The organism is Streptomyces sp. NPDC005408, assembly GCF_040606445.1.
In the GTDB taxonomy this organism is placed as follows: Bacteria; Actinomycetota; Actinomycetes; order Streptomycetales; family Streptomycetaceae; genus Streptomyces.
Genome location: NZ_JBEXEX010000013.1, coordinates 37134 through 58486, shown reverse-complemented (window position 1 = coordinate 58486; position 21353 = coordinate 37134). Strand labels below are relative to the sequence as shown.

The window sequence follows — 21353 nt, the reverse complement described above, 5'->3', positions numbered from 1 at the left end:
TTCGGGAAGGGGCGGGGGTCCGGGGCAAGCCCGCCGCAGGCGCCCCCGCCCCCGTCACGACCTAGGGTCTGTCTTTTGGATCAGGCCGGATCAGGGAGCGGGGTCTGGCGTGGTGCATCGCAGGCCGGAGGATGGGGGTCCCCCCGCCGAAGGCAGGGGGAGAGCCGACGCGGAGCATCGGCGACTGACGCAACGCGGCGTGGGGGCACCTCCCGTGCCCGAAGGGCTACGGGGGAGTGCCGTGCAAAGGGCACGCGAGCCCAGCAAGATCCGAAAGACAGACCCTAGGCCGCCGCGGGGCCCGACTTACCCCTCGGCTCCTTCGAGGATGCGGCGTCCGCCTTCGGATCCGGCGCCTCCTCGAAGTTCACCTTCCCCATGTGCCGGTTCATCGACTTCATCAGCAGCCACACCCCTACGGCCAGCGCCGCGAAGACGAGAAAGCCGAGGACGCCAGGGGTGACCTTGTTGTCGTCGACCTCCTTCGCGAGGGGGACGAGGTGCGTCAGTGCGAGGTTTGCGCTTGCGCTCATATCAGGCATTCTCGCGGATGCCCGCGAAGAGGTCGTCCTCGGGGAGGGAGGTATCGACCAGAGACTTCGCGAGCTCGTACTCCTCGGTCGGCCAGACCTTCTTCTGGATGTCCATCGGGACGCGGAACCAGCCGCCGTCGGGGTCGATCTGCGTCGCGTGCGCGATCAGCGCCTTGTCGCGGATCTCGAAGAAGTCCGCGCACGGAACGTACGTGGTCAGCGTGCGTTCGGCCCGCTGGAACTCCTTCCAGCGCTCGAGCCACTCGCCGTACGGGGACTCCATGCCCCGCTCCAGCAGCGCCTCGTGCAGTGCGACCGTACGCGGACGATTGAAGCCCTGGTTGTAGTAGAGCTTCTGCGGCTGCCACACGGGGCCGAACTCCGACTCCGGGAACTTCTCCGCGTCCCCCGCACCGTCGAACGCCACCATCGAGATCTTGTGGGTCATGATGTGGTCGGGGTGGGGGTACCCGCCGTTCTCGTCGTACGTCGTAATGACCTGCGGACGGAACGTACGGATGGACTTCACCAGCCGGCCGGCGGCCTCGTCGACGTCTTCGAGAGCGAAGCAGCCCTCGGGCAGCGGCGGCAGCGGGTCACCCTCCGGCAGGCCGGAGTCGACGAAGCCGAGCCATTCCTGGCTGACCCCGAGGATCTCGCGTGCCTCGTCCATCTCCTTCTTGCGCACTTCGTGGATGTGCTCCTCGATGTACGCGTCCCCCTGGAGCTTGGGATTGAGGATGGAGCCGCGCTCGCCTCCCGTGCAGGTCACGACCAGCACGTCCACCCCCTCGGACACATACTTGGCCATCGTGGCCGCGCCCTTGCTCGACTCGTCGTCGGGGTGGGCGTGAACGGCCATCAGTCGCAGCTGCTCAGTCAAGACTCGATCCTCAGTGATTCGTCGCGTTGGGCGGCTTCTATAGTGACCGAATCGGGGGACGGAAAATTCCGGCATCCCCTTCCCGAGAGGAATTGTCATGGCCGCGGTGCGCGAGCAGCTTCCGGAGGGCCGCTACGGCCGCTCGGCGGACGAGCGCGCCGACCGCAAGCTCAAGGTCGTGGGCGCGGGTCTCGGGGTCGTACTACTCGGTGTGATCGGCTGGTTCGGTTACGACTACATCGCCGGACAGAAGATCAGCGCCGAAGTGATCAAGTTCAGCGTCACCTCCGACTCCGAGGTGCAGGTGCACCTGGAGGTACGCAAGGACGCGGACGCCACCGGCACCTGCACACTGCGCTCCCGCTCCGCGGACGGCACCGAGGTGGCGCGGCTCGACGTCGCCGTCGGGCAGCCGGGCACGAAGCGCATCGACGAGGTCGTCAAGGTGCGCACGACGGCGCGCGCGACCAGCGCCGAGCTGGTGCAGTGCACCGCCCGCCGATAGCGGTTCTCACGACTGATCTCGTGGCGGGTCTCGCTCGCTGACCTGCGTTGACGTAATTCTGGTGGCTTTCGTCCTCCCCCTTCCGCCGCGGAATTGTTAGGCTCGTGGTTTCGCCCATCCATGAAGGCACATCCTTCTGGGTAGGGCGATGCTTTGTATCCCAGTACCTACGAGGAGCACCTGTGACCCAGACCAGCGAGAACGTCACCTGGCTCACCCAGGAGGCGTACAACCAGCTCAGGGCCGAGCTGGAGTACCTGTCTGGTCCCGCGCGCACGGAGATCGCTGCCAAGATCGCGGCTGCCCGCGAGGAGGGCGACCTGCGGGAGAACGGCGGGTACCACGCGGCCAAGGAGGAGCAGGGCAAGCAGGAGCTCCGTGTGCGCCAGCTGACCCAGCTCCTGGAGAACGCGAAGGTCGGCGAGGCGCCGACCGCGGAGGGCGTTGTCGCACCCGGAACGGTCGTGACGATCGCCTTCGACGGCGACGAGGACGACACCGAGACCTTCCTGCTGGCTTCGCGTGAGTACGCCTCCGACGCCATCTCGACCTACTCGCCGCAGTCCCCGCTGGGCAGCGGCGTGAACGGCAAGAAGGTCGGCGAGTTCGCCGAGTACGAGCTGCCGAACGGCAGGACGGCCTCGGTCAAGGTCCTGGCGGCCAAGCCGTACAGCGCCTGAGCCCGCCACCGGACAGCTCGAAGCCCCCAGCACGGTTCGTTGTGCCGGGGGCTTCGTGGTGCGTACGGCTGCCCGCGGTGGTCAGCACTCGAGGTAGATACCGCCGGACATCTTCACATCCACCCTGCCGTTGCTCCTGGTCCCCGACACCCAGGTCTTGAAGGCGCCGCGCGTCGGGCACTTGATGGTGGTGTTGAAGGCGCCCGAAGAGATCGGGGAGACCGTGACGCACTTGCTCGTCAGCTGGACCCAGCCGGACAGCGTCTGCCCCAGCAGCGAGGCACAGACCTTCTTGTAGCCGTCGTAGAACACCTGGCCCCCGACCACACCCTGCACGATGCGGGGCGTGTACGCCTCCAGCTTCGGCGCCGCCGACGCCTGCGTCGTGGTCACAGCCATCACTGCCGAGGCCATGGCGGCGACAACACCCATGCGCGTCTTGTTCATTGAGAATCCCCTGGTTTCAGCGCAATGCCGGCCGGCCCAATACCGGCCGACCGGCTTCGGTCCCAGGCAGCATCTCCGTCCCGGGGACCTCTCGAATATCCCCCACCCAGGGGATCTTCAACACGCGCCTCACAAAGCTCAAATTCCCCTCAGCTACCACGTGTTTACTCCACGGCCGAGTCGCGATCAAGGCACCGTTGTAGCGTCAAGTGCGCGCCTGACCAGCGTGCACGTTCACGATGGTGCGTTGTTTCGCACGAGGGGGAAATTCACGTGATCAGGATCGTGCTCGTCGCCCGGCATCAGCTGGAAAGGGCGCAGATCCGCACCACGCTGGAGGCGGACCACCGGCATCGCGTCGTCGCCGAGGGAGTGCCGGGCCAGGAAGGCGACCTCGTGTCCCGCACCCGCCGCCCGGATGTGGTGATCGTGAGCCAGCCGGAAGAGGGCGCGGCACTCGATGCGTTGAAACGCATGACGGAAATACCGACGCCCCCGGCCGCACTACTGCTCGCCGACCGGCTCACCGGCGACGGCGTGCGCAGACTCCTCAGGCTCCGCGCTGCGGGCATCCTGCACCGGGCCACCGCGGGCAGGCATCTGCCGTGGGCGGTCCACGCGGCGGCTCACGGCGGCCTGGCCCTGGAACCGGGGCTGGCAAGGGACCTGGCGGACACTCCCACCGAGCCCGCGGGCGTGGCTACGGAGCAGGCCAGGGCACAGGCGCTGCTCGGCGGGCTCTCACCGCGCGAACGAGAGGTGATCGCACTCGCCGGCGACGGCCTGTCGAACCCGGAGATCGCGGCGATCCTGACGATCAGCGCGGACACGGCCAAGGACCATCTGCACCACATCTACGCGAAGCTCGGCATCCGCAGCCGGCTGCAGGCCGCCCGCATCGTCTGGCAGGCAGGACTCGACGACAGCAGAAGGGGCAGTGACCACCCGGCCGGGAATCCGGGTGGTCACTGCCCCTCAGTCATCTGCCCCGGCTGATCAGCCGACGGCCGGTGATCAGATCGCGGCCGACGATCAGGCCGTGGCCGGTGATCAGGCCGTGGCCGAGCGGTACTTGCGGACTGCCAGCGTCCTGAAGACGATCAGGATCACCAGCGACCACATGACCGAGGCAAGCACCGGGTGCTGCATGGGCCAGGCCTCGGAGGCCTTGAAGCCGGGCGGCAGGTTGCCGAACAGCTCGCGGCAGGCCTGGACGGTGGCGCTGAACGGGTTCCACTCGGCGATGTGCTGCAGGAAGGCGGGCATCTGGTTGGCGTCCACGAAGGCATTCGAGATGAACGTCAGCGGGAACAGCCAGATCAGTCCGCCGGACGTGGCCGCCTCGGGCGTCCGCACCGTGAGCCCGATCAGGGCACCGATCCAGGAGAATGCGTAGCCGAGCAGGAGCAGCAGCACGAAGCCGAGCAGCACCTTGCCGATGTTCTCGTGGACCCGCCAGCCGACGATGAGCGCGACGACTGCGAGCACGACGAGCGTGAGCGCGGTCTGCACGAGGTCGGCGAGGGTACGGCCGGTGAGGACCGCGCCGCGGGCCATGGGCAGCGACCTGAAGCGGTCGATGAGGCCCTTGTGCATGTCGTCGGCGATGCCCGCGCCGGCACCCGCGGTGGCGAAGGTGACGGTCTGGGCGAAGATGCCGGCCATCAGGAACTCGCGGTAGGCCTGGGGGGATGTGGAGCCGCCGACCTGGATGGAACCGCCGAAGACGTACGTGAACAGGACCACGAACATGATCGGCTGGATCATCCCGAAGATGATCATCTCCGGGATCCGGGTCATCCGGATCAGATTGCGCTTGGCGACGACGAGCGAGTCGTTGATCGACTGGACGACGCCGCCGCGGGGCTTGGGTGCCGCGATCCTCACGACGTCCGTTGTGGTGGTCACTTCACGGACTCCTTCCGGGACTTCGTGGCCTTCGCGTCCATGACGTCCTTGACGTCCTTGACGTCCTCCGACTGCCCGTTCTCCTCGTCCTGGAGCTCGGCGGCGTGGCCGGTCAGGGAGATGAAGACGTCGTCGAGGGTGGGGCGGCGCAGGCCGATGTCGTCGATCTCGACGCCCCGGGTGTCCAGCTCGCGGATGACCTCGGCGAGCAGCTTGGCGCCGCCGGTGACCGGGACGGTGAGCTTGCGGGTGTGCTCGGCGATGGCGACCTCGCCCTTGCCGAAGCCCAGCAGGACCTCGCGCGCGGGGGCGATCTGGTCCCGGTGCTGCACGACGACCTCGACGCGCTCGCCGCCCGTCTGGGCCTTGAGCTGGTCCGCTGTGCCGCGGGCGATGACCCTGCCATGGTCGATCACGCAGATGTCGTGGGCGAGGCGGTCGGCCTCTTCGAGGTACTGGGTGGTGAGCAGCAGTGTCGTACCGCCGCTGACCAGCTCCTCGATGACCTCCCACAGCTGCATGCGGTTGCGCGGGTCGAGCCCGGTGGTGGGCTCGTCCATGAACATCACCGGCGGGGAGACGACGAGCGCGGCCGCCAGGTCGAGCCGTCGGCGCATACCGCCGGAGTACGTCTTGGCGGGACGGTCGGCGGCGTCCGCGAGGTTGAAGCGGTCGAGCAGCTCGCCCGCCCGGGCCTTCGCGTCGCGTCCGCTCATCTGGTAGAGCTGGCCGACCATCTGGAGGTTCTCACGGCCGGTCAAGTACTCGTCGACCGCGGCGAACTGGCCGGAGAGGCCGATGCAGCGGCGGACTTCGTTCGGGTGCTTCAGGACGTCTATACCGGCGACGACCGCCTTGCCGCTGTCGGGCTGCAGCAGGGTGGTCAGTACGCGCACGGCCGTGGTCTTGCCGGCTCCGTTGGGGCCGAGAAGTCCCAGGACCGTGCCTTCCGGGACGTCGAGGTCGACGCCGTCCAGAGCCCTTACGTCGCCGAAGGTCTTCACCAGGCCTTCGGCGTAGATGGCGCCTGGCATATGGGTTCTCCCAAAGGTGGCAGGTGGGTGGGTCACTTCTTGCGAAAGATCTGGATCTGCGGGATTTCCCGCGCCTGGCGGGAGCATGGCAGGACCCCCACCGTAACGCGATACATCGCGATACTCAAGACTGTCGCGAGTGTATGTCCCGAGGAAGTCCCAAGAGCCTGTCAGCGCTGCGTCAGGCCGTGGCAGCGGCCGGGCACCGACGACCACGAGAGTGCACGGACCGGGCTCAGCTCATGACCGTGTATCCCGCATCGCGCAGCGTCGCCGCCACCAGTTCGCAGTGCTCGGGGCCCTTCGTCTCCAGCTGCAACTCCACCTCCGCCTCCGTGAGTCCGAGCCGCGGATCGGTCCGTACGTGACTCACATCAAGGACGTTAGCGTCGACCACTGACAACGAGCCGAGGAGCGCTGCGAGCGCCCCCGGCCGGTCCGTCAGCCGCAGCCTCAACGACAGATAGCGACCCGCCGCCGCCATGCCGTGCCGCAGGATGCGCTGCATCAGCAGCGGGTCCACGTTGCCGCCCGACAGCAGGGCGACAACCGGGCCCGTGAACGACCCCGGATCGCTCAGCAGCGCCGCCACCGGACTCGCCCCGGCGGGCTCGACCACCAGCTTCGCCCGCTCCAGGCAGAGCAGCAGGGCGCTGGAGAGCTCGTCCTCGGAGACCGTACGGACCTCGTCGATGAGATCGCCAATGATTTTGAACGGAACGTCGCCGGGGCGGCCCACCTTGATCCCGTCAGCCATCGTCGTCGGACAGTCGATCGACACGGGATGTCCGGCACTGAGCGAGGGCGGATAGGCGGCCGCGCCCTCGGCCTGCACGCCGATCAGCTTCACATCGGGCCGTACCGACTTCACCGCGACCGCGATCCCGGCCGCGAGCCCGCCGCCGCCGATGCCGACGACGATCGTCCGGACCTCGGGGCACTGCTCCAGGATTTCGAGGCCGACGGTGCCCTGCCCGGCGATGATGTCGGGGTGGTCGAAGGGGTGGATGAAGACCGCGCCCGTCTCGTGCGCGTACTCCTGGGCGGCGGCCAGGGTCTCGTCGATGACCTGGCCGTGCAGCCGCACCTCGGCGCCGTACTCCCTGGTCGCCGCGACCTTCGGCAGCGGCGCTCCCATCGGCATGAACACCGTGGAGCGCACTCCGAGCAGCGTGGATGCCAGTGCCACGCCCTGCGCGTGATTGCCGGCGGACGCGGCGACGACGCCCGCGGCCCGCTCCACCGGTGAGAGCCCGGAGATCCGTACGTACGCACCGCGCAGCTTGAAGGAACCCGTCCGCTGGAGGTTCTCGCACTTGAAGTGGACAGGCGCGCCCACCAGCTGCGACAGATGCCTGCTGCCCTCCATCGCGGTCATCCTGGCGACCCCCGAGAGCATCTTCTGAGCCCCCCGGATGTCGTCGAGGATGACGGGGCGAAAGGTGCCAGACGTACTGAAGGTCATGACGTCAAGCATCGCAGCTCACCGGCCGGTCGGCCGCCCGGATCCCGGGCTTCCCCACTGGTTTGCGCAGCCCTGGTACACACCGGGTTTTTGCCGCGTACTCTGTCCCCCACCAACCGACCACCGCACGAGAGAGCCCCCCTAGCCATGCCCACTTCTCAGGACATGACGACCCATCTCGACCCCGGCCTCCTCGATGCTCTCCAGCACCAGGTCGCCGTCTTCGCACGCCGCGCGGAGCAGACCCGGCTCGGCGGGGTCGGCCAGGTCCGCAACTCCATGGACCGTGCCGCGTATCTGCTGCTCAACCGGCTCGACAAGGAAGGCCCGATGGGCGTCAAGGCGCTTGCCGCGGGGATGGGCATCGACTCGTCGACCGTCACCCGCCAGGTCGCGCCGCTCGTCGACACCGGCCTGGTCAAGCGCACCTCGCACCCGGAGGACGGCCGTGCAGTCGTGCTCCAGCTGTCGCCGCGCGGCCAGGCCAGGCTCGAAGAGGTCCGCTCCTCGCGACGCGAGCTGATGGCGCAGGTGACGGAAGGCTGGACGGAGACGGAGCGCGAGTCGTTCTGCACTCTGCTCACTCGCTTCAACACCGCTCTCTCCGCCCGCCAGGCCGGTCTGCCGCCCGTGGAGACGGAGAACTCTCCGACCTCTTGACCCGGGCGCCTGATCTGCTCCTATATGAGGACGTGAGCGAGCGGCAGACGACACAAAGGCGTCGCCGTGCCCGGGAGTTCGAGGCGTTCGTCGCGGGCGCGGCGCCACGGCTGCTGCATGCCGCCACTCTGCTCACCGCCGAGCCCCCCGGCGCCAATCCTCACGCCGAACACCTGCTCACGGCCGCTCTCGCCCACACATACGCGGAATGGGACCGGCTGCGCGGTGAGGATCCGTACGACCGCACCCGCCAGGAGCTCGCCGCCCGCTTCGCGCGCAACGCCTGGCGCTACCACCGGCTACGCGGCGGGGTGCTGGAACGCCTCACCCCGCAGGAGCGCCTGATTCTGGTGCTGCGCCTGTACGAGGGGGTTGCGGAGGAACAGACGGCGGCGCTGATCGGGCTCCCGGTGGAACGGGTCCGCGCGATCTGCACCCGCGCTGTGAGGACGATGCGCACGGGCCCTCCCACGCTGCCGCCCGCCCACGTCCAGGCGGCGTCATGAGCAGCCGGGAGCGCAAGGAGGCCGAGGTCCGCCGGATGCTGGAGACCCGTCATCCGCCGGTCCCGGCGGATCTGGCGGCCCGCGCCACGGAACACGGCACCCGGCTGCTGCGCCGCCATCGTGCGCTGCGCCGCGCATTGTGGCTGCTGCTGGTGGCCGCGGTGATCGCTTTTGCGGTCTGGGCGGCGGTGGCTCAGCCCTGGGCGACGTCGCCTGCGGACACGACGCCTCCGCTCGAGGGCTGGTAGCCCGCCGACCGGCCCGCCCCTTCTGACCGGATGAGCCGGACCTGTACGGATCTATGCTGGAGAAAGCGGCGTACTGACCGATACCAGGGAGGTCGTCATGACCAGAAAAGTCGCCGATTGCCGCAAGTTCCCGAGCGTGACGGACTGCTCGCTCACCATCTCAGGTGAGGAAGAAGAAGTCGTACGGGCCGCTGCCGAGCACGCGGTCTCCGTCCATGGACACGCGGACAGCCTGGAGCTGCGCTCGGAGATCCGCGAAACGCTCGAGAACGAGAAGGTCACCGCGTGACGCCCGGCGCCTGACGCATGACGTCCTCGCCGGACGGGCTGATGCGCAGCCCGTCCGGCGATTGTGACCGTCCGGCGATGTCGAACCGTCGCGTCAGCCCAGCGCCTGCTGCAGATCCGCCAGCAGATCGTCCCCCGACTCGATGCCCACCGAAACCCGCACGAGGTCTGCCGGAACCTCCAGTGCGGAGCCCGCCACCGAGGCGTGCGTCATCCGTCCCGGGTGCTCGATCAGCGACTCGACGCCGCCCAGGGACTCGCCCAGCGTGAACAGCTTGGCGCGGTTGCAGACCTCGACCGCCGCATCCTCGCCGCCCTGGACCCGGAAGGAGACCATGCCGCCGAAGTGCTTCATCTGCTTCGCGGCGATCTCGTGACCCGGGTGGTCAGGCAGGCCCGGGTAGAGGACCTTGGTGACCTTCGGGTGGCGGGTGAGCATCTCGGCGACCCTGGTGGCGTTCTCGCTGTGCCGGTCCATACGGACGGGCAGCGTCTTGATGCCGCGCAGCACCAGCCACGCGTCGAACGGTCCCGCGACCGCGCCCATCGCGTTCTGGTGGTACGCCAGTTCCTCGCCCACGGCCGCGTCCGCTGCGATCAGCGCACCGCCGACGACGTCCGAGTGCCCGCCCATGTACTTGGTCAGGGAGTGCACGACGATGTCCGCACCCATCGCGATCGGCTGCTGGAGATAGGGACTCGCGAAGGTGTTGTCGACGACGAGCCGAGCGCCCGCGCTCCGCGCGATCTCCGCGACCGCAGCGATGTCGGTGATGCCGAGGAGCGGGTTGGACGGGGTCTCGACCCAGATCACCTTCGTCTTCGGGGTGATCGCGGCCCGTACCGCCGACGGGTCGGAGGTGTCGGCCACCGACCACTCCACACCCCACCGGGACACGACCTTGGCGAAGAGCCGGAAGGTGCCGCCGTACGCGTCGTTCGGGATCACCACATGGTCGCCCGGCTCCAGCAGCGTACGCAGCAGGCAGTCCTCCGCCGCGAGTCCGGACGCGAAGGCGAGACCGCGCCGGCCGCCCTCCAGCGCCGCGAGGTTCTCCTCCAGCGCGGTACGCGTCGGGTTGGCGCTGCGGCTGTACTCGTAGCCGCCGCGCAGTCCGCCCACACCGTCCTGCTTATAGGTGGACACCTGGTAGATGGGCGGTACGACCGCGCCCGTCAGCGGGTCGGCCGTGTTGCCCGCGTGGATGGCGAGGGTCTCGAAGTTGTGGAAGCTGTGCTGGTCGCTCATGAGGCCCGAGCGTAGTCCCGCTTCGGCCATGGCGCGGCCCGGGCCCGGACGCTGTCCGGCGTGGACCGCCCCGACGGCCGGGCGGTGCCGTCCGGGACAATGGGCTCATGGAGATTCTCTGGTTCCTGATCGCGCTGTGCATGCTCACCGCGGTCATCGGTCCTCTCGTGCTGCGCCGGCGCTCCGGCATCCGCCAGGTCGCGCCCGGCTCGCCCGACGCCGCCGACCCGGACACGTACGGATTCGTGCGCCAGGAGGAGCTGGACATCCGGCTGCCGGGCCCGGACCAGGACCTCCTCGACGTACTCGATGTCGTCCAGCGCACCCAGGACTGGCGGGCCGCTTCCCAGCTGCTCGCGGGCACCCCCAAGGAGGGCGAGGTCCGCTGGCAGCGCGTCCAGGCCTTCGCCGGAGCAGCTTCGCTGGAGCTCCAGCAGCAGCCGGGCGTCGGCGGCGCGTGGCTGCGCGCCTGGCGTCTGGACTCGCCGAAGGACGCGGGCGGCGCGCAGGTGCACGCGGAGTTCCTGGTGCAGCAGGCGTGGCGGTCGTCGACCGCGGGGACGGACGACTTCCGGATCATCCTGGAGGAGGCCCGTACGGTCAGCGGCGAGGCAGCCCTGCCGGCGCCCGGCGACCCGATTCCGTACATCGTCGAACTCGCCGTCGGCCGTGGACTCGGCTATTCCCACGAGCAGTTCGACCAGGTGTGGGCGAAGGTCATCGACCGCGCGCCCGAGCACATGGGCGCGCATCTGGCCGCGCTGCACTACTGGTGCGAGAAGTGGCACGGCTCGCGCGAGGAGGCCGACCACTTCGCGACGACCGCCGCGGCCCGCGCCCCGCAGGGCTCGCTGCTGGCGGCGCTGCCGCTGTTCGCGGTGTACGAGCACCTGCCCGAGGTCAATCTGGTTCAGAGCTTCTACCGGAGCGCGGTCGTCACCAAGGCGGTGGAGGGAGCGCTGTTCGCGGTCCACGCCGCCCGTCCCGACGACCCGATGCTCGCGCACGTACGCCACCTGCTGATCCTCTTCCTCGTACGGTCGGAGAGGTGGGCCGAGGCGATGAACCAGCTGGTGCATGTCGACGGCCATATCGGCGCCCTGCCGTGGACGCTGAGCGGCGACCCGGCGGCGGACTACACGGTGTACCGGAACCTGGCGGTGGCGGGTTACGAGGCGAACGGCGGGAGCCCGGCGACGCTTCCGCAGTGACCGCCCGGCCCCGAGCGGGAAGGAATCCTGGCGCGGCCCCGAGCGTTGTGACTAGGCACCCGTCACCCCGAGGAGAGCCCGCATGTTCCTGTCCCGCCGCACCCCCGAGCTCCCCACCCCCGACCAGGCCCTCCGCGGCCGCCCCGAGCCCGAATTCTCCGTCCCCGCCCGCCACACGGTCCTGGGCAACCCCCTGCTGGGCCCGTACCCCGAGGGCCTTGAGGTCGCGGACTTCGGCCTGGGCTGTTTCTGGGGCGCGGAGCGCAAGTTCTGGCAGACGGAGGGCGTCTGGACGACCCTGGTCGGCTACCAGGGCGGCCACACCCCGAACCCCACCTACGAAGAGACCTGCTCGGGCCTGACGGGCCACACGGAGGCAGTGCGCGTCGTCTTCGACCCGAAGGTCGTCTCGTACGAGTCGCTGCTGAAGCTGTTCTGGGAGTCCCACAACCCGACGCAGGGCTTCCGCCAGGGCAACGACGTCGGCACGCAGTACCGCTCGGCGATCTACACCCACTCCCCGGCCCAGGCCGAGACGGCGGAGGCGTCACGCGAGGCGTACCAACGGGTCCTGACGGGCTCGGGATACGGCACGATCTCGACGGAACTGCTTCCGGCGGAGGGCCGCCCGTTCTACCCGGCGGAGGGGTATCACCAGCAATACTTGGACAAGAACCCGGCGGGGTACTGCGGGATCGGCGGGACGGGTGTTTCCTGCCCGATCGGCGTCGCGAAGGCCGAGGGGTGAGCTCCGGTTTCACCCCAGAGCTGTTGGCGGGGTTGTGGCAGGAACGGCGGCCGTCGGGTCCGCCCATCGCCCACACGTTCCGCAGTACGTACTGCGACCGGTGGGTGCGCTTCCACAGCCTCCCCGAATCGAAGCGCTACCCGGAATCCGAGGACGAATACGCGATCGTGCTCGAGACCGTGGTCGTGCGCCCTGAAGGGCACGCTGTGGGCTCGACGCCGCTGAGCTGCCGGGCCCGGGCGGCGGTGGCGCTCGCGCCGGGGCCGGGACCTCGAACGCCGGGACCGACCAGGGCCGCTCAACGCACCGGGAAGCCGCAGGAGTAGCCCTGCTCCTTGAGCCAGGGGAGGATCCGGCGCAGGGCCTCGACGGTCTGGGAACGGTCGCCGCCCGCGTCGTGGAAGAGGAGCGTCGGCCCCTTGGGCAGCTCCCGCTCGACGGTGGCGACGATGGCGTTCGTGCCCGGTCGTTCGAAGTCCTTGGTGTCCACGTTCCAGCCCAGCGGGCGCATCCCCCGGGAAGCGGCGAGCTTGCGGCTGTGAGGGGTGAAGGCCCCGCCGGGCGCCCGGTAGTACATCGGCCGTACACCTCCGGACGCCTCGGTGATCATGCGTTCGGCGTCGCGTATCTGCTGCGACTGGTAGGCCTGGGACTTCTTGTCCATGGTGGTGTCGTGCGACACCGAGTGGTTGCACAGCCGGTGCCCGGCCGCGACCACCTTCTTCACGAGGTCCGGGTGGGCCTGCGCCTGCATCCCCACCATGCAGAACGTGGCCTTCACCCCGTACTCCCGCAGCACGTCCAGCACTTGAGGGGTCCACACAGGGTCGGGGCCGTCATCGATGGTGATGTTGACGCCGCGCGTCCCCTTGTCCGAGGCGTGCGCGATGGTCACCGCGACCTGCTTGACGTCACTGCCCGGCGTCGCCGAGGCGGCCGCCTTGGGCGACGAGCCCCCCACGGCACCGGCCTGCGCGGTCCACACCGAGGCACCGGTGGTGAGCACCATCACCCCGAGCGCCGCCCCGACCAGCTTGCCGTACCAGCCCCGCCCGCCGCCGTGCCGTGCCATGTCCGCCCCGCTTTCGCGCAGTCCTTCGCCGATTCCCGGTCACTTTGCGACCACCTGGCAGGACGAGGGGCGGCGGCCACGGGATGCGTCCGTTACCGATCACGGACAATCTCGGGGGAGTTCGCGGACAACGCGGCCGGCAGCGGCCAGAACCGGTGGCTCCCCAGCAACAAAGCGGGGCCCTGACACCAGCAGTGCCTTTCGAGCTGTACGTGAGGCAAGGGCCCTTGAGGCGAAGCGACTCGACTACAGCCTCGGGCATCGCATCAGCGGCGCGAATTTCCGGACGACGCCGAGCGGTGCACCAACCGCCATCGCCGATGTGGACCTGCTCAGTGTGCGCGCAGCAGCGGCAGACCCAGAAGCAACCTGGTGCCTCAATCCGAACATCTCGCACAACACTGCAGAGGCGTGCATCTTGCAGCCTGGAGAATCTCTGACGCCGCGTGTACAACTGCTCGATGCAGGGGGCGTACCACTTTCACCCACGCCGGGCATGAGGCTTGTGATCACCTTCGGTTTCCGCGACGCGGATGGCCAGTGGTGGAAGCGAGACATCGGCCACCCCCCGCAGCGCTGCGAGACGCGTCCGGTCGCCTGACTTGGGTCAAGGAAGCAACGGTGCAAGCGAGCTGGGCCACCAGCAGTATCTGGGCAAGAACCCGGCGGGGTACTGCGGCATCGGCGGGACGGGGGTCAAGCTAAGTACCCCGTTCGAGACGAACTGGGGTGCGTCCTGCCCGACCGGCATCGCCCCTGCGCCGGAAGCCACTGAGGGACAGCCGCCCCCAGCGGGCCGGAAATTAGGTTGCCTTGCGTCACCCCATGCGGGCTAGATTCTCCGCATGGCGGACATTCAGGGCTCATACGATGATCTGTTCACTGCCGTGCCCAGCGCGCTGGCGGCATTGCTGGACGAGGGAGACGCCGGTGGCTCGGTGGCCGTCTTCGTGGACGGCCGGGCTGTGGTGGACGTCTGGGGCGGCTTCACCGACGCCGACCGTACGATCCCGTGGCAGCGGGACACGATCGTCAACGTCTGGTCCGTCACCAAGACGATGACGGCGCTGTGCGCGCTGGTTCTCGCCGACCGTGGCGAACTCGACCTGGCCGCGCCGGTCGCCCGGTACTGGCCGGAGTTCGCCGCGGCAGGCAAGGAGGGGGTGCTGGTTCGCCACCTGCTCGCGCACACGGCGGGCCTGCCCGACTGGGAGGGGCCGGTGGAGGAGCTGTACGACTGGACGTCCGCTACGGCGCGGCTGGCCGCGCAGGCTCCGCAATGGGAGCCGGGCAGCGAGGCCGGATACCACTCGCTCACCCAGGGATTCCTCGTGGGCGAGGTCGTACGCCGCATCACCGGCCGGACCCTGGGCGCATTCTTCGCCGACGAGGTTGCCGGCCCGCTGGGCGCGGACTTCCACATCGGCCTGCCCGCCGAGCACGACCACCGGGTGGCGCTCACGCTCCCGCCACAGTCCCGGGACGACAGCTATGCCGCGAGTGCCCCAGGCAGCGGCGCGGCTCCCGCCGCCGGGACCCCGATACGGGTCCACGACGGGAACAGCGTGTCCTGGCGCCGTGCGCAAATCCCTGCGGCGAGCGGGCTCGGTAACGCCCGCTCGGTCGCCCTCGTCCAGTCCGTGATGGCCTGCGGAGGATCGGTGCGGGGCACGCGGCTGCTGTCGCAGGCGGGTTGAGACCGCGCCCGGGAGGAGCAGTTCCAAGGAGATGACCGCGCCCTGGGCATGCCGATGCGCTGGGGCCTGGGCTACGGACTGTTCGGCACCACCTACGGGTGGGGCGGTTGGGGCGGCTCACTGGTCGTGATCGATCCCGACGCCCGTATGGCAGCGGCATACGTGACACATCAGATGCGCGAACCCGCGGACGACAATCGGGGACTGGAGATCATCACGGCCGCGTATGACGGACTCACGGGTCTGCGCGCCTGACCCAACGGGTCACATGGCAGCACAGGCTCGGCGGACGGGCGTGTCCTGCCCGATCGGTGTCGCGAAGGCTGATGGCTGAGCCGCTCTCCGCGGAAGCGACGGCGACACTGAGTGCGCTGCTTGCCGGCCAAGACCCGGTAAGCAGCGCACTGCGCGCTCAGATCCCAGACACCAAGATCACGGGCGGAACAAATCCCGATGCGCCGGGATCACTCATCTGCGACAGTCGCGCCCTGTGAACAGTGCTGAGCTTGTGTTCCGGCGTGCGGATGACTCCGACGCCGCTGATCTGGCCGACGTGTGGCTGCGTTCCTTCACCGCAGCGCTGCCCACCGTGCGCCGCGCGCACAGCGACGACGAGGTGCGGGACTGGTTCTCCTACGTGGTCGTGCCGCAGTACGAGACCTGGGTGGCCGTGGCTCAGGGCTCTGTGATCGGGCTCATGGTGCTCGACGGCGGAGAACTGGAGCAGCTCTACCTCGACCCGTCGTGGCGCGGCCGGGGCCTGGGCGACCGGTTCGTGGACCTGGCCAAGCAGCAGCGGCCCGGTGGGCTGGGGCTGTGGACGTTCCAGGTCAACGAACCGGCACAACGGTTCTACGAGCGGCACGGCTTCGTCGTGGTTGAGCGCACTGACGGACAGCACAACGAGGAACGTGAACCGGACGTCCGCTACGCCTGGCGGCCTCAGGGATAGGACCGGCTGAGGCTGACCACGTCGGTCTGCCGTCAGCGAATCTGCTGCGGGCCAAGAACCCTGACGCGGCGACACCAGCGCGCCGAGAGTGGAGAGACCGCGGCGACGGCCGCCGCGCCGGAGCAAGGAGGACCGATGTCACCACTCATCACCGGCTGGGACCCAGGCCTGAACCCACGAGCCACCGAGGGTGACACCCCTCCGACACGGTTCGACGACCACCTGGCCGCGCAGCTCCTCACGCAGCGGATCGTCTTTCTCGGCACGCAGGTTGACGAGGTTTCCGCGAACCGGGTCTGCGCGCAGTTGCTTCTCCTCTCCGCGGAGGATCCGCGGAGCGACATCAGCCTCTACATCAACAGTCCCGGCGGCTCGGTCACAGCGGGTCTTGCGATCTACGACACGATGCGGCTGATCCCGAATGACGTCTCGACACTCGCCATGGGATTCGCCGCGAGCATGGGGCAGTTCCTCCTCACCGTCGGGACGGAGGGGAAACGCCACGCACTGCCGAACGCACGGATCATGATGCACCAGCCGTCGGCCGGCATCGGTGGGACCGCCGCCGACATCGCGATCCAGGCCGAGAACCTCGAGTTCACGAAGAAGGCCATCGAGCGGATCACCGCGGAGCACACCGGCCAGAGTGAGGAGACGATCTCCCGCGACGGTGACCGCGACCGGTGGTTCACAGCCGAGCAGGCCAAGGAGTACGGCATGGTCGATCGCGTCGTCGAGTCGCTCGACGACGTCCGCCCGGCCGGTTCGCGGCGACGGATTGGGCTGGGACTCTGACATGGGCCAGTACACGATCCCGAACGTCGTCGAGCGCACCGCGCAGGGGGAGCGTTCGTACGATGTCTTCAGCCGGCTGCTGTCCGAGCGGATCATCTTCCTCGGTACGGAGATCGACGACGGCGTCGCGAACGTCGTCATCGCCCAACTCCTCCATCTGGAGTCGTCGAACCCGGACCGCGAGATCGCGATCTACATCAACTCGCCTGGCGGCTCGTTCACTTCACTCATGGCGATCTACGACACGATGACCTTCGTCGGCGCGCCGATCTCGACGTTCTGTGTCGGGCAGGCGGCCTCGACCGCGGCGGTCCTCCTGGCCGGCGGAGACCCTGGGCGGCGGTTCGTTCTCGAGCACGCCCGGGTGCTGCTGGGGCAGCCGGCGAGCGGCGGCCGGCAGGGGACGGTTTCGGACCTCAGCCTCCAGGCCAAGGAGATGCTCCGGATCCGCTCCCAGGTCGAGGAAGTCCTGTCCCGGCACACGCACCACGACGTCGCGACGCTGCGCGCGGACATGGACCGCGACAAGATCTTCACGGCGGACGAGGCAGTGGCCTACGGGCTCGCCGACGAGGTTCTCAGCCGGCGGCTTGTCACTGCCTGACGTACTTCCCCCGGCGCGAGGGTGCGTCCAACGGTCAGGCGGCGAGGCGCACTTCGCCCCGGAGCGAGGACACCCGCGCCTCGGTACGCCGCGGACCGGTGGGGGCGGTGCCGGTCCTGACCGGCCTCGCCCCGGCCGGTCGGGCGAGCTGCCCCTGGGCCAGGGCAAGCAGATCGGCCAGCCCGAGGCCGAGCGCGCGGGCGGCGGCAGCGAGTACTTCGGACGAAGCCTCCTTGCGGCCGCGCTCGAGCTCGGAGAGATAGGGCATCGAGATCCGAGCGGCGTCGGCCACATCCTTGAGCGTGCGCTCCTGCGCGAGGCGCTCCCGGCGCAGGACATCACCGACGACGTCCCGCCAGAGGGGCTCCTTGGCCGCGGGGGTCGGCGCGCGGGGAGCCGGACGCAGGGGGATGACGTGGGCTTGGTTCGGCGCGTGGCTGCTCACCTCTTCAGGGTAGGAGCGTTGCGCCCGGCTGGGAGGGAGCGGTGTTCTGCCCCCGGCGAAATCGCGCTCCTGCTCGACGTCAGCCGGCACCCGTGCCGGCGTGACGGGCGCCCAGCCGCCCGACCCAGCCCCTTGACCTGTCGCTTTGCGTGAACGGCGTAGTCCCGACGGCGCCCCGGCAGCCTGGCCGTTCCAATGGGACCGGAGTTGGCCGTCGACCGAGGAGCGAATCAGCATGGCCGTTGTGTTGTCTTTGCGCTGGGCTGGGGTCACGCCCGAGCAGTACAACGAGGTGCGGGACGAGGTGCGCTGGGAGGAGCAGACGCCGGACGGGGCCGTTCTGCACGTGGCCTGGTTCGAAGGGGACGCGTTGCGGGTGACCGACGTATGGAACAGCCAAGGGGAATTCGAGCGCTTCTTCGCCGAGCGGCTCGCGCCCGGTGTGCAGAAGGCCGGCATCGCAGGTCAGCCCGAGACTCAGTTCACGCCGCTCCACCGGCGCTTCGTGGCTCCCGGCGTCAGCGGTTCGGCCTGAGGGCAGCCCCCCGCCCCCGCTCACGCCGAGAAGCGGATCACCCTCTCCGGAGTGATCCGGACCATCAGCCGCACCTCTTCGTCCTTCTCCGCCGGCGGGTCCACCCCCAGGTACTTGTGAGAGAGCTCGTGCGGCAGTGCCTTGGCCTCGTCCGGGAGCAGTTCCGCCCTGCCGCGGATCTCCGCCGAGGTGTACGGGTTCTCCAGGTCGAAGACCGAGACGCTGACGCGGGCGTCGCGCTCGATGTTGCGGGTCTTCTGGCGGTGGGCCGTCGTGGAGAAGAGCACTGTGTCGCCCTCGCGCTTGATCCACACCACCGACGACTGGGGCGCGCCGCCCGGGCCGACGGTGGAGACGGTGGCGAAGTTCTTGCCGTCCAGCAGTGCGCGGACGGTCTCGTCGAATGCGACGCTCGGCATGGTTCCAGCCTCCAACTGCCCACTGCGGTACATGGCTTGTGATCCAGCACAACGTCGCTCGGGAAAGCAATCATTCCCTGCCCGAGCGGGTGATCAGCTGCGCCGGATTGCGGCGCCATTAGGGTTTGCGCCGTGGGGATCAGCGAACGGGCGGAGAGCGTCCGGAGCGACGCAGGCAAGCGGGAGGCACCACCCTGGTGGCGCGTGCCGCTCGTCGCGACCGCCGTCGTCGTGCCGCTCTACGTCCTGTGGGCCCTCTGGCTCGCCACCGGCGGCGGCGATCTGGCCGCGCAGCTCGCCTGGGCGGGCTTCATGGAGCGGCATCCGGCCTCCGCGTACAACCTCTCCTGGTACGGCGGCACCCACACCGCCAACTACAGCCTGCTCGCTCCCCCGCTCATGGCCGTCTTCGGTGTACGCGCCGTGTCCGTGGCCGCCGGGCTCGCGGGGACCTGGGTGCTGGCCTGTCTGTTCGTACGCAGTGGGGTGCCGCGGCCGGTCTGGCCCGCCGTTCTCGGGGCGCTGGCCCTCTGGTGCAACGTCGCCTCCGGGCGTACGACCTTCGCGCTGGGCGTCGCGATCGGGCTGCTCGCCGTGCTGTACGTACGCAGGACCGCCCTCGCCGCGGTGTGCGCGGCCCTCGCGGCGACGGCCAGTCCCGTCGCCGGGCTGTTCCTGGTGGTGGCGGGGGCGGCGTATCTGCTGGACCGGCAGTGGCGGAAGGGCGCCGCGCTCGTGCTGCCGCCGTTCGTCGTGGTGGGGGCGGTGACGCTGCTCTTCCCCTTCCAGGGCGAGCAGCCCATGGCGAGCGGCAAGCTGTGGATGCCACTGGCCGCATCGGCCGCGCTTGCCGTCGCCGCGCCGCGCGACCGTGAGTGGCGGGTGGTGCGGTACGGAGCCGCTGTGTACGGCATCGGCGTCGTCCTGACCTATCTCGTCGCCTCGCCCATCGGCACGAACGTCGAGCGGCTCGTCGGTCTCGTCGGACCGCCGGTGCTGCTGGCCGCCGTGCTCACGGGCGGGCTGGGCAGGGAGCTCGGCAGAGGGCTCGGCAAGCTCCTGCCGGCCGTCCTCACGGCCGCGCTCGCCCTGAACACGTACTGGCTGATCGACAAGACCGATGACGACCTGGCCGTCTCCAATCACGTCCCCGCGTGGGCCGCGCACACCGACGGTGTCGTACGCGAACTCGCGCGGCTCGGCGCCGACCGCACGCGGGTCGAGGTCGTCCCCGCCCGCAACCACCGCGAGGCGGCCCTCCTCGCCCCGCACATCAACATGGCGCGCGGCTGGAACCGGCAGCTCGATGTGGAGCGCGGGCGACTCTTCTACGACGGGTCGCTGACCCCGGCGACGTACCGCCAGTGGCTGGACCGGTGGGCGGTCGGCCTGGTGGTGCTGCACCACGGGCGTCCCGACGGGCCCGCGGAGGCCGAGGCGGCGATCGTCAGGAGCGGGCCGGTCTGGCTGGAGCAGGTGTGGCAGGACGAGGGCTGGACGGTCTACCGGGTACGGGACGCGGTTCCGCTCGTGTCGTCCCCGGCGACGGTGGTCCGGGGCGATGACGCGGAGCTGGTGGTACGGATGCGGGCGGCCGGGTCGGTGACGGTGCGCGTTGCGTACTCGCCGTGGCTGCGGGCGAAGGGGGCCTGCCTGCGGCAGGAGGGCGAGTGGACGCGGCTGACGGTGCCGCGGGCCGGGGTGTACCGGCTGGACTCGCCGTACCGGCTCTCGCGCTCCGGCGGATCGGCCTGCTGACCGCGGCAGCGGCAACACAGGCGGGGCTGCGGTAGCACGGGCGCGGCAGCGGCGGCAGCACGGGCGGAGTGCTCGCGGCTTTCGCGCTCCCGCGGATCAGCCTGCTGACGCGGCAGCGGCAGCACGGGCAGAGTGCTCGTCGCCTGGCGGCGAAGCCCTCGGCCGCGGCCCCGCCTGTCCTCACTCGCCGGGCGCCCCCGGCACCTCTCGCAGTCAGGACGCCGCGGCCCGCTCCTGCCCCTGCCTGAGCCGGTTCGCCGTCACCGACGCGTCGTATCCCGGAGCGACCCCCTCGACCAGCACCACATCGCCCGCCATGTGCCGCGCACGCAGCGGCACGAGATCCTGATACGCCTCGGACTCGTACCAGCCGCGCGCCTCCTCCATCCCCGGGAAGCCGATGATGACGAGCGCGCCCGGCCACTCGCCCTCGCGGACTTCGACGCTCGCGCCGTGGACGAGGAAGCGGCCGCCGAACGGGTCGAGGGTGGACTGGATCCGCTCCATGTAGACGAAGACCTCGTCGTCGAGCGTGGCGGCGGGAAGCAGATGGCCAATGGCGTAGGCGTTCATGATTCCTCCTGTGCGGGGCTCGTTCGGATGTCTTCGATCCTGCCGGGGCACGGGAGAGCCGTCGATTACGCCAGAGGTAATCAGCAGGTTGCCCCGGCTGCACCGGATCCGCGCGAGGCGATCGGGCGCAGCCGGGGC

25 protein-coding genes and 2 pseudogenes are annotated in these 21353 nt (G+C 69.5%); 16 read left to right on the top strand and 11 right to left on the bottom strand.

What is annotated here, in order from left to right; translation table 11 throughout:
* Nucleotides 1-284: 284 nt before the first annotated feature.
* Complete coding sequence (locus ABZS64_RS15155; RefSeq protein ID WP_355828530.1) at nt 285-542, bottom strand: hypothetical protein; 258 nt, start codon at nt 540-542, stop codon at nt 285-287.
* Nucleotides 535-1416, bottom strand: coding sequence for a mycothiol conjugate amidase Mca (gene mca / locus ABZS64_RS15150; RefSeq protein ID WP_355828527.1), 882 nt, complete (start codon nt 1414-1416; stop codon nt 535-537). Before mca ends, ABZS64_RS15155 begins: the two co-directional genes overlap by 8 nt.
* 97 nt (nt 1417-1513) lie before the next feature.
* On the opposite strand from mca, the gene ABZS64_RS15145 reads away from it, so the two are divergent.
* Complete coding sequence (locus ABZS64_RS15145; protein ID WP_355828524.1) at nt 1514-1921, top strand: DUF4307 domain-containing protein; 408 nt, start codon at nt 1514-1516, stop codon at nt 1919-1921.
* 182 nt (nt 1922-2103) lie between these two features.
* Nucleotides 2104-2601 (top strand): transcription elongation factor GreA, encoded by a 498-nt coding sequence (greA, locus tag ABZS64_RS15140; protein WP_355828521.1) that lies wholly within the window; start codon nt 2104-2106, stop codon nt 2599-2601.
* 81 nt (nt 2602-2682) lie between these two features.
* Here the strand turns inward: greA and ABZS64_RS15135 are convergent, their stop codons facing one another.
* The gene (locus tag ABZS64_RS15135; RefSeq protein WP_355828518.1) at nt 2683-3048 is read right to left on the bottom strand and encodes a hypothetical protein; all 366 of its coding nucleotides are present in this window, start codon (nt 3046-3048) and stop codon (nt 2683-2685) included.
* A gap of 273 nt (nt 3049-3321) precedes the next feature.
* Here ABZS64_RS15135 and ABZS64_RS15130 point away from each other — a divergent pair, with 273 nt between their 5' ends.
* Nucleotides 3322-4044: a response regulator transcription factor gene (locus tag ABZS64_RS15130; protein WP_355828516.1), complete on the top strand. Its 723-nt coding sequence runs from the start codon at nt 3322-3324 to the stop codon at nt 4042-4044.
* A 54-nt stretch (nt 4045-4098) separates the two neighbouring features.
* On the opposite strand, the gene ABZS64_RS15125 is transcribed toward ABZS64_RS15130, so the two are convergent.
* The 3 genes from ABZS64_RS15125 to ilvA form a co-directional block, all read right to left on the bottom strand.
* The gene (locus ABZS64_RS15125) at nt 4099-4956 is read right to left on the bottom strand and encodes an ABC transporter permease (RefSeq protein ID WP_355828513.1); all 858 of its coding nucleotides are present in this window, start codon (nt 4954-4956) and stop codon (nt 4099-4101) included.
* The gene (locus tag ABZS64_RS15120; RefSeq protein ID WP_355828510.1) at nt 4953-5990 is read right to left on the bottom strand and encodes an ATP-binding cassette domain-containing protein; all 1038 of its coding nucleotides are present in this window, start codon (nt 5988-5990) and stop codon (nt 4953-4955) included. The genes ABZS64_RS15125 and ABZS64_RS15120 overlap by 4 nt, the downstream gene beginning before the upstream one ends.
* A 235-nt stretch (nt 5991-6225) precedes the next feature.
* Complete coding sequence (gene ilvA / locus ABZS64_RS15115) at nt 6226-7455, bottom strand: threonine ammonia-lyase (protein ID WP_355828508.1); 1230 nt, start codon at nt 7453-7455, stop codon at nt 6226-6228.
* 147 nt (nt 7456-7602) lie between these two features.
* On the opposite strand from ilvA, the gene ABZS64_RS15110 reads away from it, so the two are divergent.
* The 4 genes from ABZS64_RS15110 (at nt 7603) to ABZS64_RS15095 (ending at nt 9158) form a co-directional block, all read left to right on the top strand.
* Entirely contained in the window at nt 7603-8115 is a 513-nt protein-coding gene (locus tag ABZS64_RS15110; protein WP_355828505.1) for a MarR family transcriptional regulator, read from the top strand.
* Nucleotides 8116-8147: 32 nt separating this feature from the next.
* Entirely contained in the window at nt 8148-8621 is a 474-nt protein-coding gene (locus ABZS64_RS15105) for a sigma factor-like helix-turn-helix DNA-binding protein (protein ID WP_355828502.1), read from the top strand.
* Nucleotides 8618-8869 (top strand): hypothetical protein, encoded by a 252-nt coding sequence (locus ABZS64_RS15100; protein ID WP_355828499.1) that lies wholly within the window; start codon nt 8618-8620, stop codon nt 8867-8869. Before ABZS64_RS15105 ends, ABZS64_RS15100 begins: the two co-directional genes overlap by 4 nt.
* Before the next feature lie 97 nt (nt 8870-8966).
* Nucleotides 8967-9158 (top strand): DUF1059 domain-containing protein, encoded by a 192-nt coding sequence (locus tag ABZS64_RS15095; RefSeq protein WP_355828496.1) that lies wholly within the window; start codon nt 8967-8969, stop codon nt 9156-9158.
* A 93-nt stretch (nt 9159-9251) separates the two neighbouring features.
* Here ABZS64_RS15095 and ABZS64_RS15090 read toward each other — a convergent pair whose 3' ends face one another.
* Nucleotides 9252-10406: a cystathionine gamma-synthase gene (locus ABZS64_RS15090; protein ID WP_355828493.1), complete on the bottom strand. Its 1155-nt coding sequence runs from the start codon at nt 10404-10406 to the stop codon at nt 9252-9254.
* Nucleotides 10407-10513: 107 nt separating this feature from the next.
* On the opposite strand from ABZS64_RS15090, the gene ABZS64_RS15085 reads away from it, so the two are divergent.
* Together ABZS64_RS15085 and msrA are read left to right on the top strand one after the other, a co-directional pair.
* Nucleotides 10514-11617 carry a hypothetical protein gene (locus ABZS64_RS15085; protein ID WP_355828490.1) on the top strand — a complete coding sequence of 368 codons (1104 nt, stop codon included), beginning with the start codon at nt 10514-10516 and terminating at the stop codon, nt 11615-11617.
* A gap of 82 nt (nt 11618-11699) precedes the next feature.
* Nucleotides 11700-12365 carry a peptide-methionine (S)-S-oxide reductase MsrA gene (gene msrA, locus ABZS64_RS15080; RefSeq protein WP_355828488.1) on the top strand — a complete coding sequence of 222 codons (666 nt, stop codon included), beginning with the start codon at nt 11700-11702 and terminating at the stop codon, nt 12363-12365.
* Nucleotides 12366-12663: 298 nt separating this feature from the next.
* Here msrA and ABZS64_RS15075 read toward each other — a convergent pair whose 3' ends face one another.
* On the bottom strand, nt 12664-13437 hold the full coding sequence (locus tag ABZS64_RS15075) for a polysaccharide deacetylase family protein (protein ID WP_355828484.1): 774 nt from the start codon (nt 13435-13437) through the stop codon (nt 12664-12666).
* A 626-nt stretch (nt 13438-14063) separates the two neighbouring features.
* On the opposite strand from ABZS64_RS15075, the pseudogene ABZS64_RS15070 reads away from it, so the two are divergent.
* The 5 genes and pseudogenes from ABZS64_RS15070 to ABZS64_RS15050 form a co-directional block, all read left to right on the top strand.
* Nucleotides 14064-14273: pseudogene (locus tag ABZS64_RS15070) on the top strand (hypothetical protein); the annotation flags it as partial.
* A 9-nt stretch (nt 14274-14282) separates the two neighbouring features.
* A pseudogene (locus ABZS64_RS15065) lies at nt 14283-15389 on the top strand (serine hydrolase domain-containing protein).
* 235 nt (nt 15390-15624) lie between these two features.
* Nucleotides 15625-16086 (top strand): GNAT family N-acetyltransferase, encoded by a 462-nt coding sequence (locus tag ABZS64_RS15060; protein ID WP_355828482.1) that lies wholly within the window; start codon nt 15625-15627, stop codon nt 16084-16086.
* Nucleotides 16087-16221: 135 nt separating this feature from the next.
* The gene (locus ABZS64_RS15055; RefSeq protein ID WP_355828479.1) at nt 16222-16881 is read left to right on the top strand and encodes an ATP-dependent Clp protease proteolytic subunit; all 660 of its coding nucleotides are present in this window, start codon (nt 16222-16224) and stop codon (nt 16879-16881) included.
* A gap of 1 nt (nt 16882) precedes the next feature.
* Nucleotides 16883-17485, top strand: coding sequence for an ATP-dependent Clp protease proteolytic subunit (locus ABZS64_RS15050; RefSeq protein ID WP_355828477.1), 603 nt, complete (start codon nt 16883-16885; stop codon nt 17483-17485).
* Between the two features lie 34 nt (nt 17486-17519).
* On the opposite strand, the gene ABZS64_RS15045 is transcribed toward ABZS64_RS15050, so the two are convergent.
* Nucleotides 17520-17930 (bottom strand): helix-turn-helix transcriptional regulator, encoded by a 411-nt coding sequence (locus ABZS64_RS15045; protein ID WP_355828474.1) that lies wholly within the window; start codon nt 17928-17930, stop codon nt 17520-17522.
* Nucleotides 17931-18165: 235 nt separating this feature from the next.
* Here ABZS64_RS15045 and ABZS64_RS15040 point away from each other — a divergent pair, with 235 nt between their 5' ends.
* On the top strand, nt 18166-18465 hold the full coding sequence (locus ABZS64_RS15040; RefSeq protein WP_355828472.1) for a hypothetical protein: 300 nt from the start codon (nt 18166-18168) through the stop codon (nt 18463-18465).
* Between the two features lie 20 nt (nt 18466-18485).
* Here ABZS64_RS15040 and ABZS64_RS15035 read toward each other — a convergent pair whose 3' ends face one another.
* Complete coding sequence (locus ABZS64_RS15035; RefSeq protein WP_355828469.1) at nt 18486-18884, bottom strand: PPOX class F420-dependent oxidoreductase; 399 nt, start codon at nt 18882-18884, stop codon at nt 18486-18488.
* Nucleotides 18885-19088: 204 nt separating this feature from the next.
* Between ABZS64_RS15035 and ABZS64_RS15030 the strand changes: the two genes are divergently transcribed.
* Nucleotides 19089-20642, top strand: a complete 1554-nt coding sequence (locus tag ABZS64_RS15030; protein ID WP_355828828.1) for a hypothetical protein — start codon at nt 19089-19091, stop codon at nt 20640-20642.
* Nucleotides 20643-20855: 213 nt separating this feature from the next.
* Here the strand turns inward: ABZS64_RS15030 and ABZS64_RS15025 are convergent, their stop codons facing one another.
* On the bottom strand, nt 20856-21215 hold the full coding sequence (locus ABZS64_RS15025) for a DUF1330 domain-containing protein (protein ID WP_355828467.1): 360 nt from the start codon (nt 21213-21215) through the stop codon (nt 20856-20858).
* Between the last annotated feature and the right edge of the window lie 138 nt (nt 21216-21353).

What these genes read in the sequence shown, in the direction of transcription:
- msrA (WP_355828488.1), top strand. Translation starts at nt 11,700, where the DNA reads ATGTTCCTGTCCCGCCGCACCCCCGAGCTCCCCACCCCCGACCAGGCC.
- ABZS64_RS15135 (WP_355828518.1), bottom strand. Translation starts at nt 3,048, where the DNA reads ATGAACAAGACGCGCATGGGTGTTGTCGCCGCCATGGCCTCGGCAGTG.
- ABZS64_RS15035 (WP_355828469.1), bottom strand. Translation starts at nt 18,884, where the DNA reads ATGCCGAGCGTCGCATTCGACGAGACCGTCCGCGCACTGCTGGACGGC.
- ABZS64_RS15110 (WP_355828505.1), top strand. Translation starts at nt 7,603, where the DNA reads ATGCCCACTTCTCAGGACATGACGACCCATCTCGACCCCGGCCTCCTC.
- ABZS64_RS15025 (WP_355828467.1), bottom strand. Translation starts at nt 21,215, where the DNA reads ATGAACGCCTACGCCATTGGCCATCTGCTTCCCGCCGCCACGCTCGAC.
- ABZS64_RS15155 (WP_355828530.1), bottom strand. Translation starts at nt 542, where the DNA reads ATGCCTGATATGAGCGCAAGCGCAAACCTCGCACTGACGCACCTCGTC.
- ABZS64_RS15055 (WP_355828479.1), top strand. Translation starts at nt 16,222, where the DNA reads ATGTCACCACTCATCACCGGCTGGGACCCAGGCCTGAACCCACGAGCC.
- ABZS64_RS15050 (WP_355828477.1), top strand. Translation starts at nt 16,883, where the DNA reads ATGGGCCAGTACACGATCCCGAACGTCGTCGAGCGCACCGCGCAGGGG.
- ABZS64_RS15095 (WP_355828496.1), top strand. Translation starts at nt 8,967, where the DNA reads ATGACCAGAAAAGTCGCCGATTGCCGCAAGTTCCCGAGCGTGACGGAC.
- ABZS64_RS15085 (WP_355828490.1), top strand. Translation starts at nt 10,514, where the DNA reads ATGGAGATTCTCTGGTTCCTGATCGCGCTGTGCATGCTCACCGCGGTC.
- ABZS64_RS15100 (WP_355828499.1), top strand. Translation starts at nt 8,618, where the DNA reads ATGAGCAGCCGGGAGCGCAAGGAGGCCGAGGTCCGCCGGATGCTGGAG.
- ABZS64_RS15040 (WP_355828472.1), top strand. Translation starts at nt 18,166, where the DNA reads ATGGCCGTTGTGTTGTCTTTGCGCTGGGCTGGGGTCACGCCCGAGCAG.
- ABZS64_RS15075 (WP_355828484.1), bottom strand. Translation starts at nt 13,437, where the DNA reads ATGGCACGGCACGGCGGCGGGCGGGGCTGGTACGGCAAGCTGGTCGGG.
- ilvA (WP_355828508.1), bottom strand. Translation starts at nt 7,455, where the DNA reads ATGACCTTCAGTACGTCTGGCACCTTTCGCCCCGTCATCCTCGACGAC.
- ABZS64_RS15145 (WP_355828524.1), top strand. Translation starts at nt 1,514, where the DNA reads ATGGCCGCGGTGCGCGAGCAGCTTCCGGAGGGCCGCTACGGCCGCTCG.
- ABZS64_RS15120 (WP_355828510.1), bottom strand. Translation starts at nt 5,990, where the DNA reads ATGCCAGGCGCCATCTACGCCGAAGGCCTGGTGAAGACCTTCGGCGAC.
- ABZS64_RS15090 (WP_355828493.1), bottom strand. Translation starts at nt 10,406, where the DNA reads ATGAGCGACCAGCACAGCTTCCACAACTTCGAGACCCTCGCCATCCAC.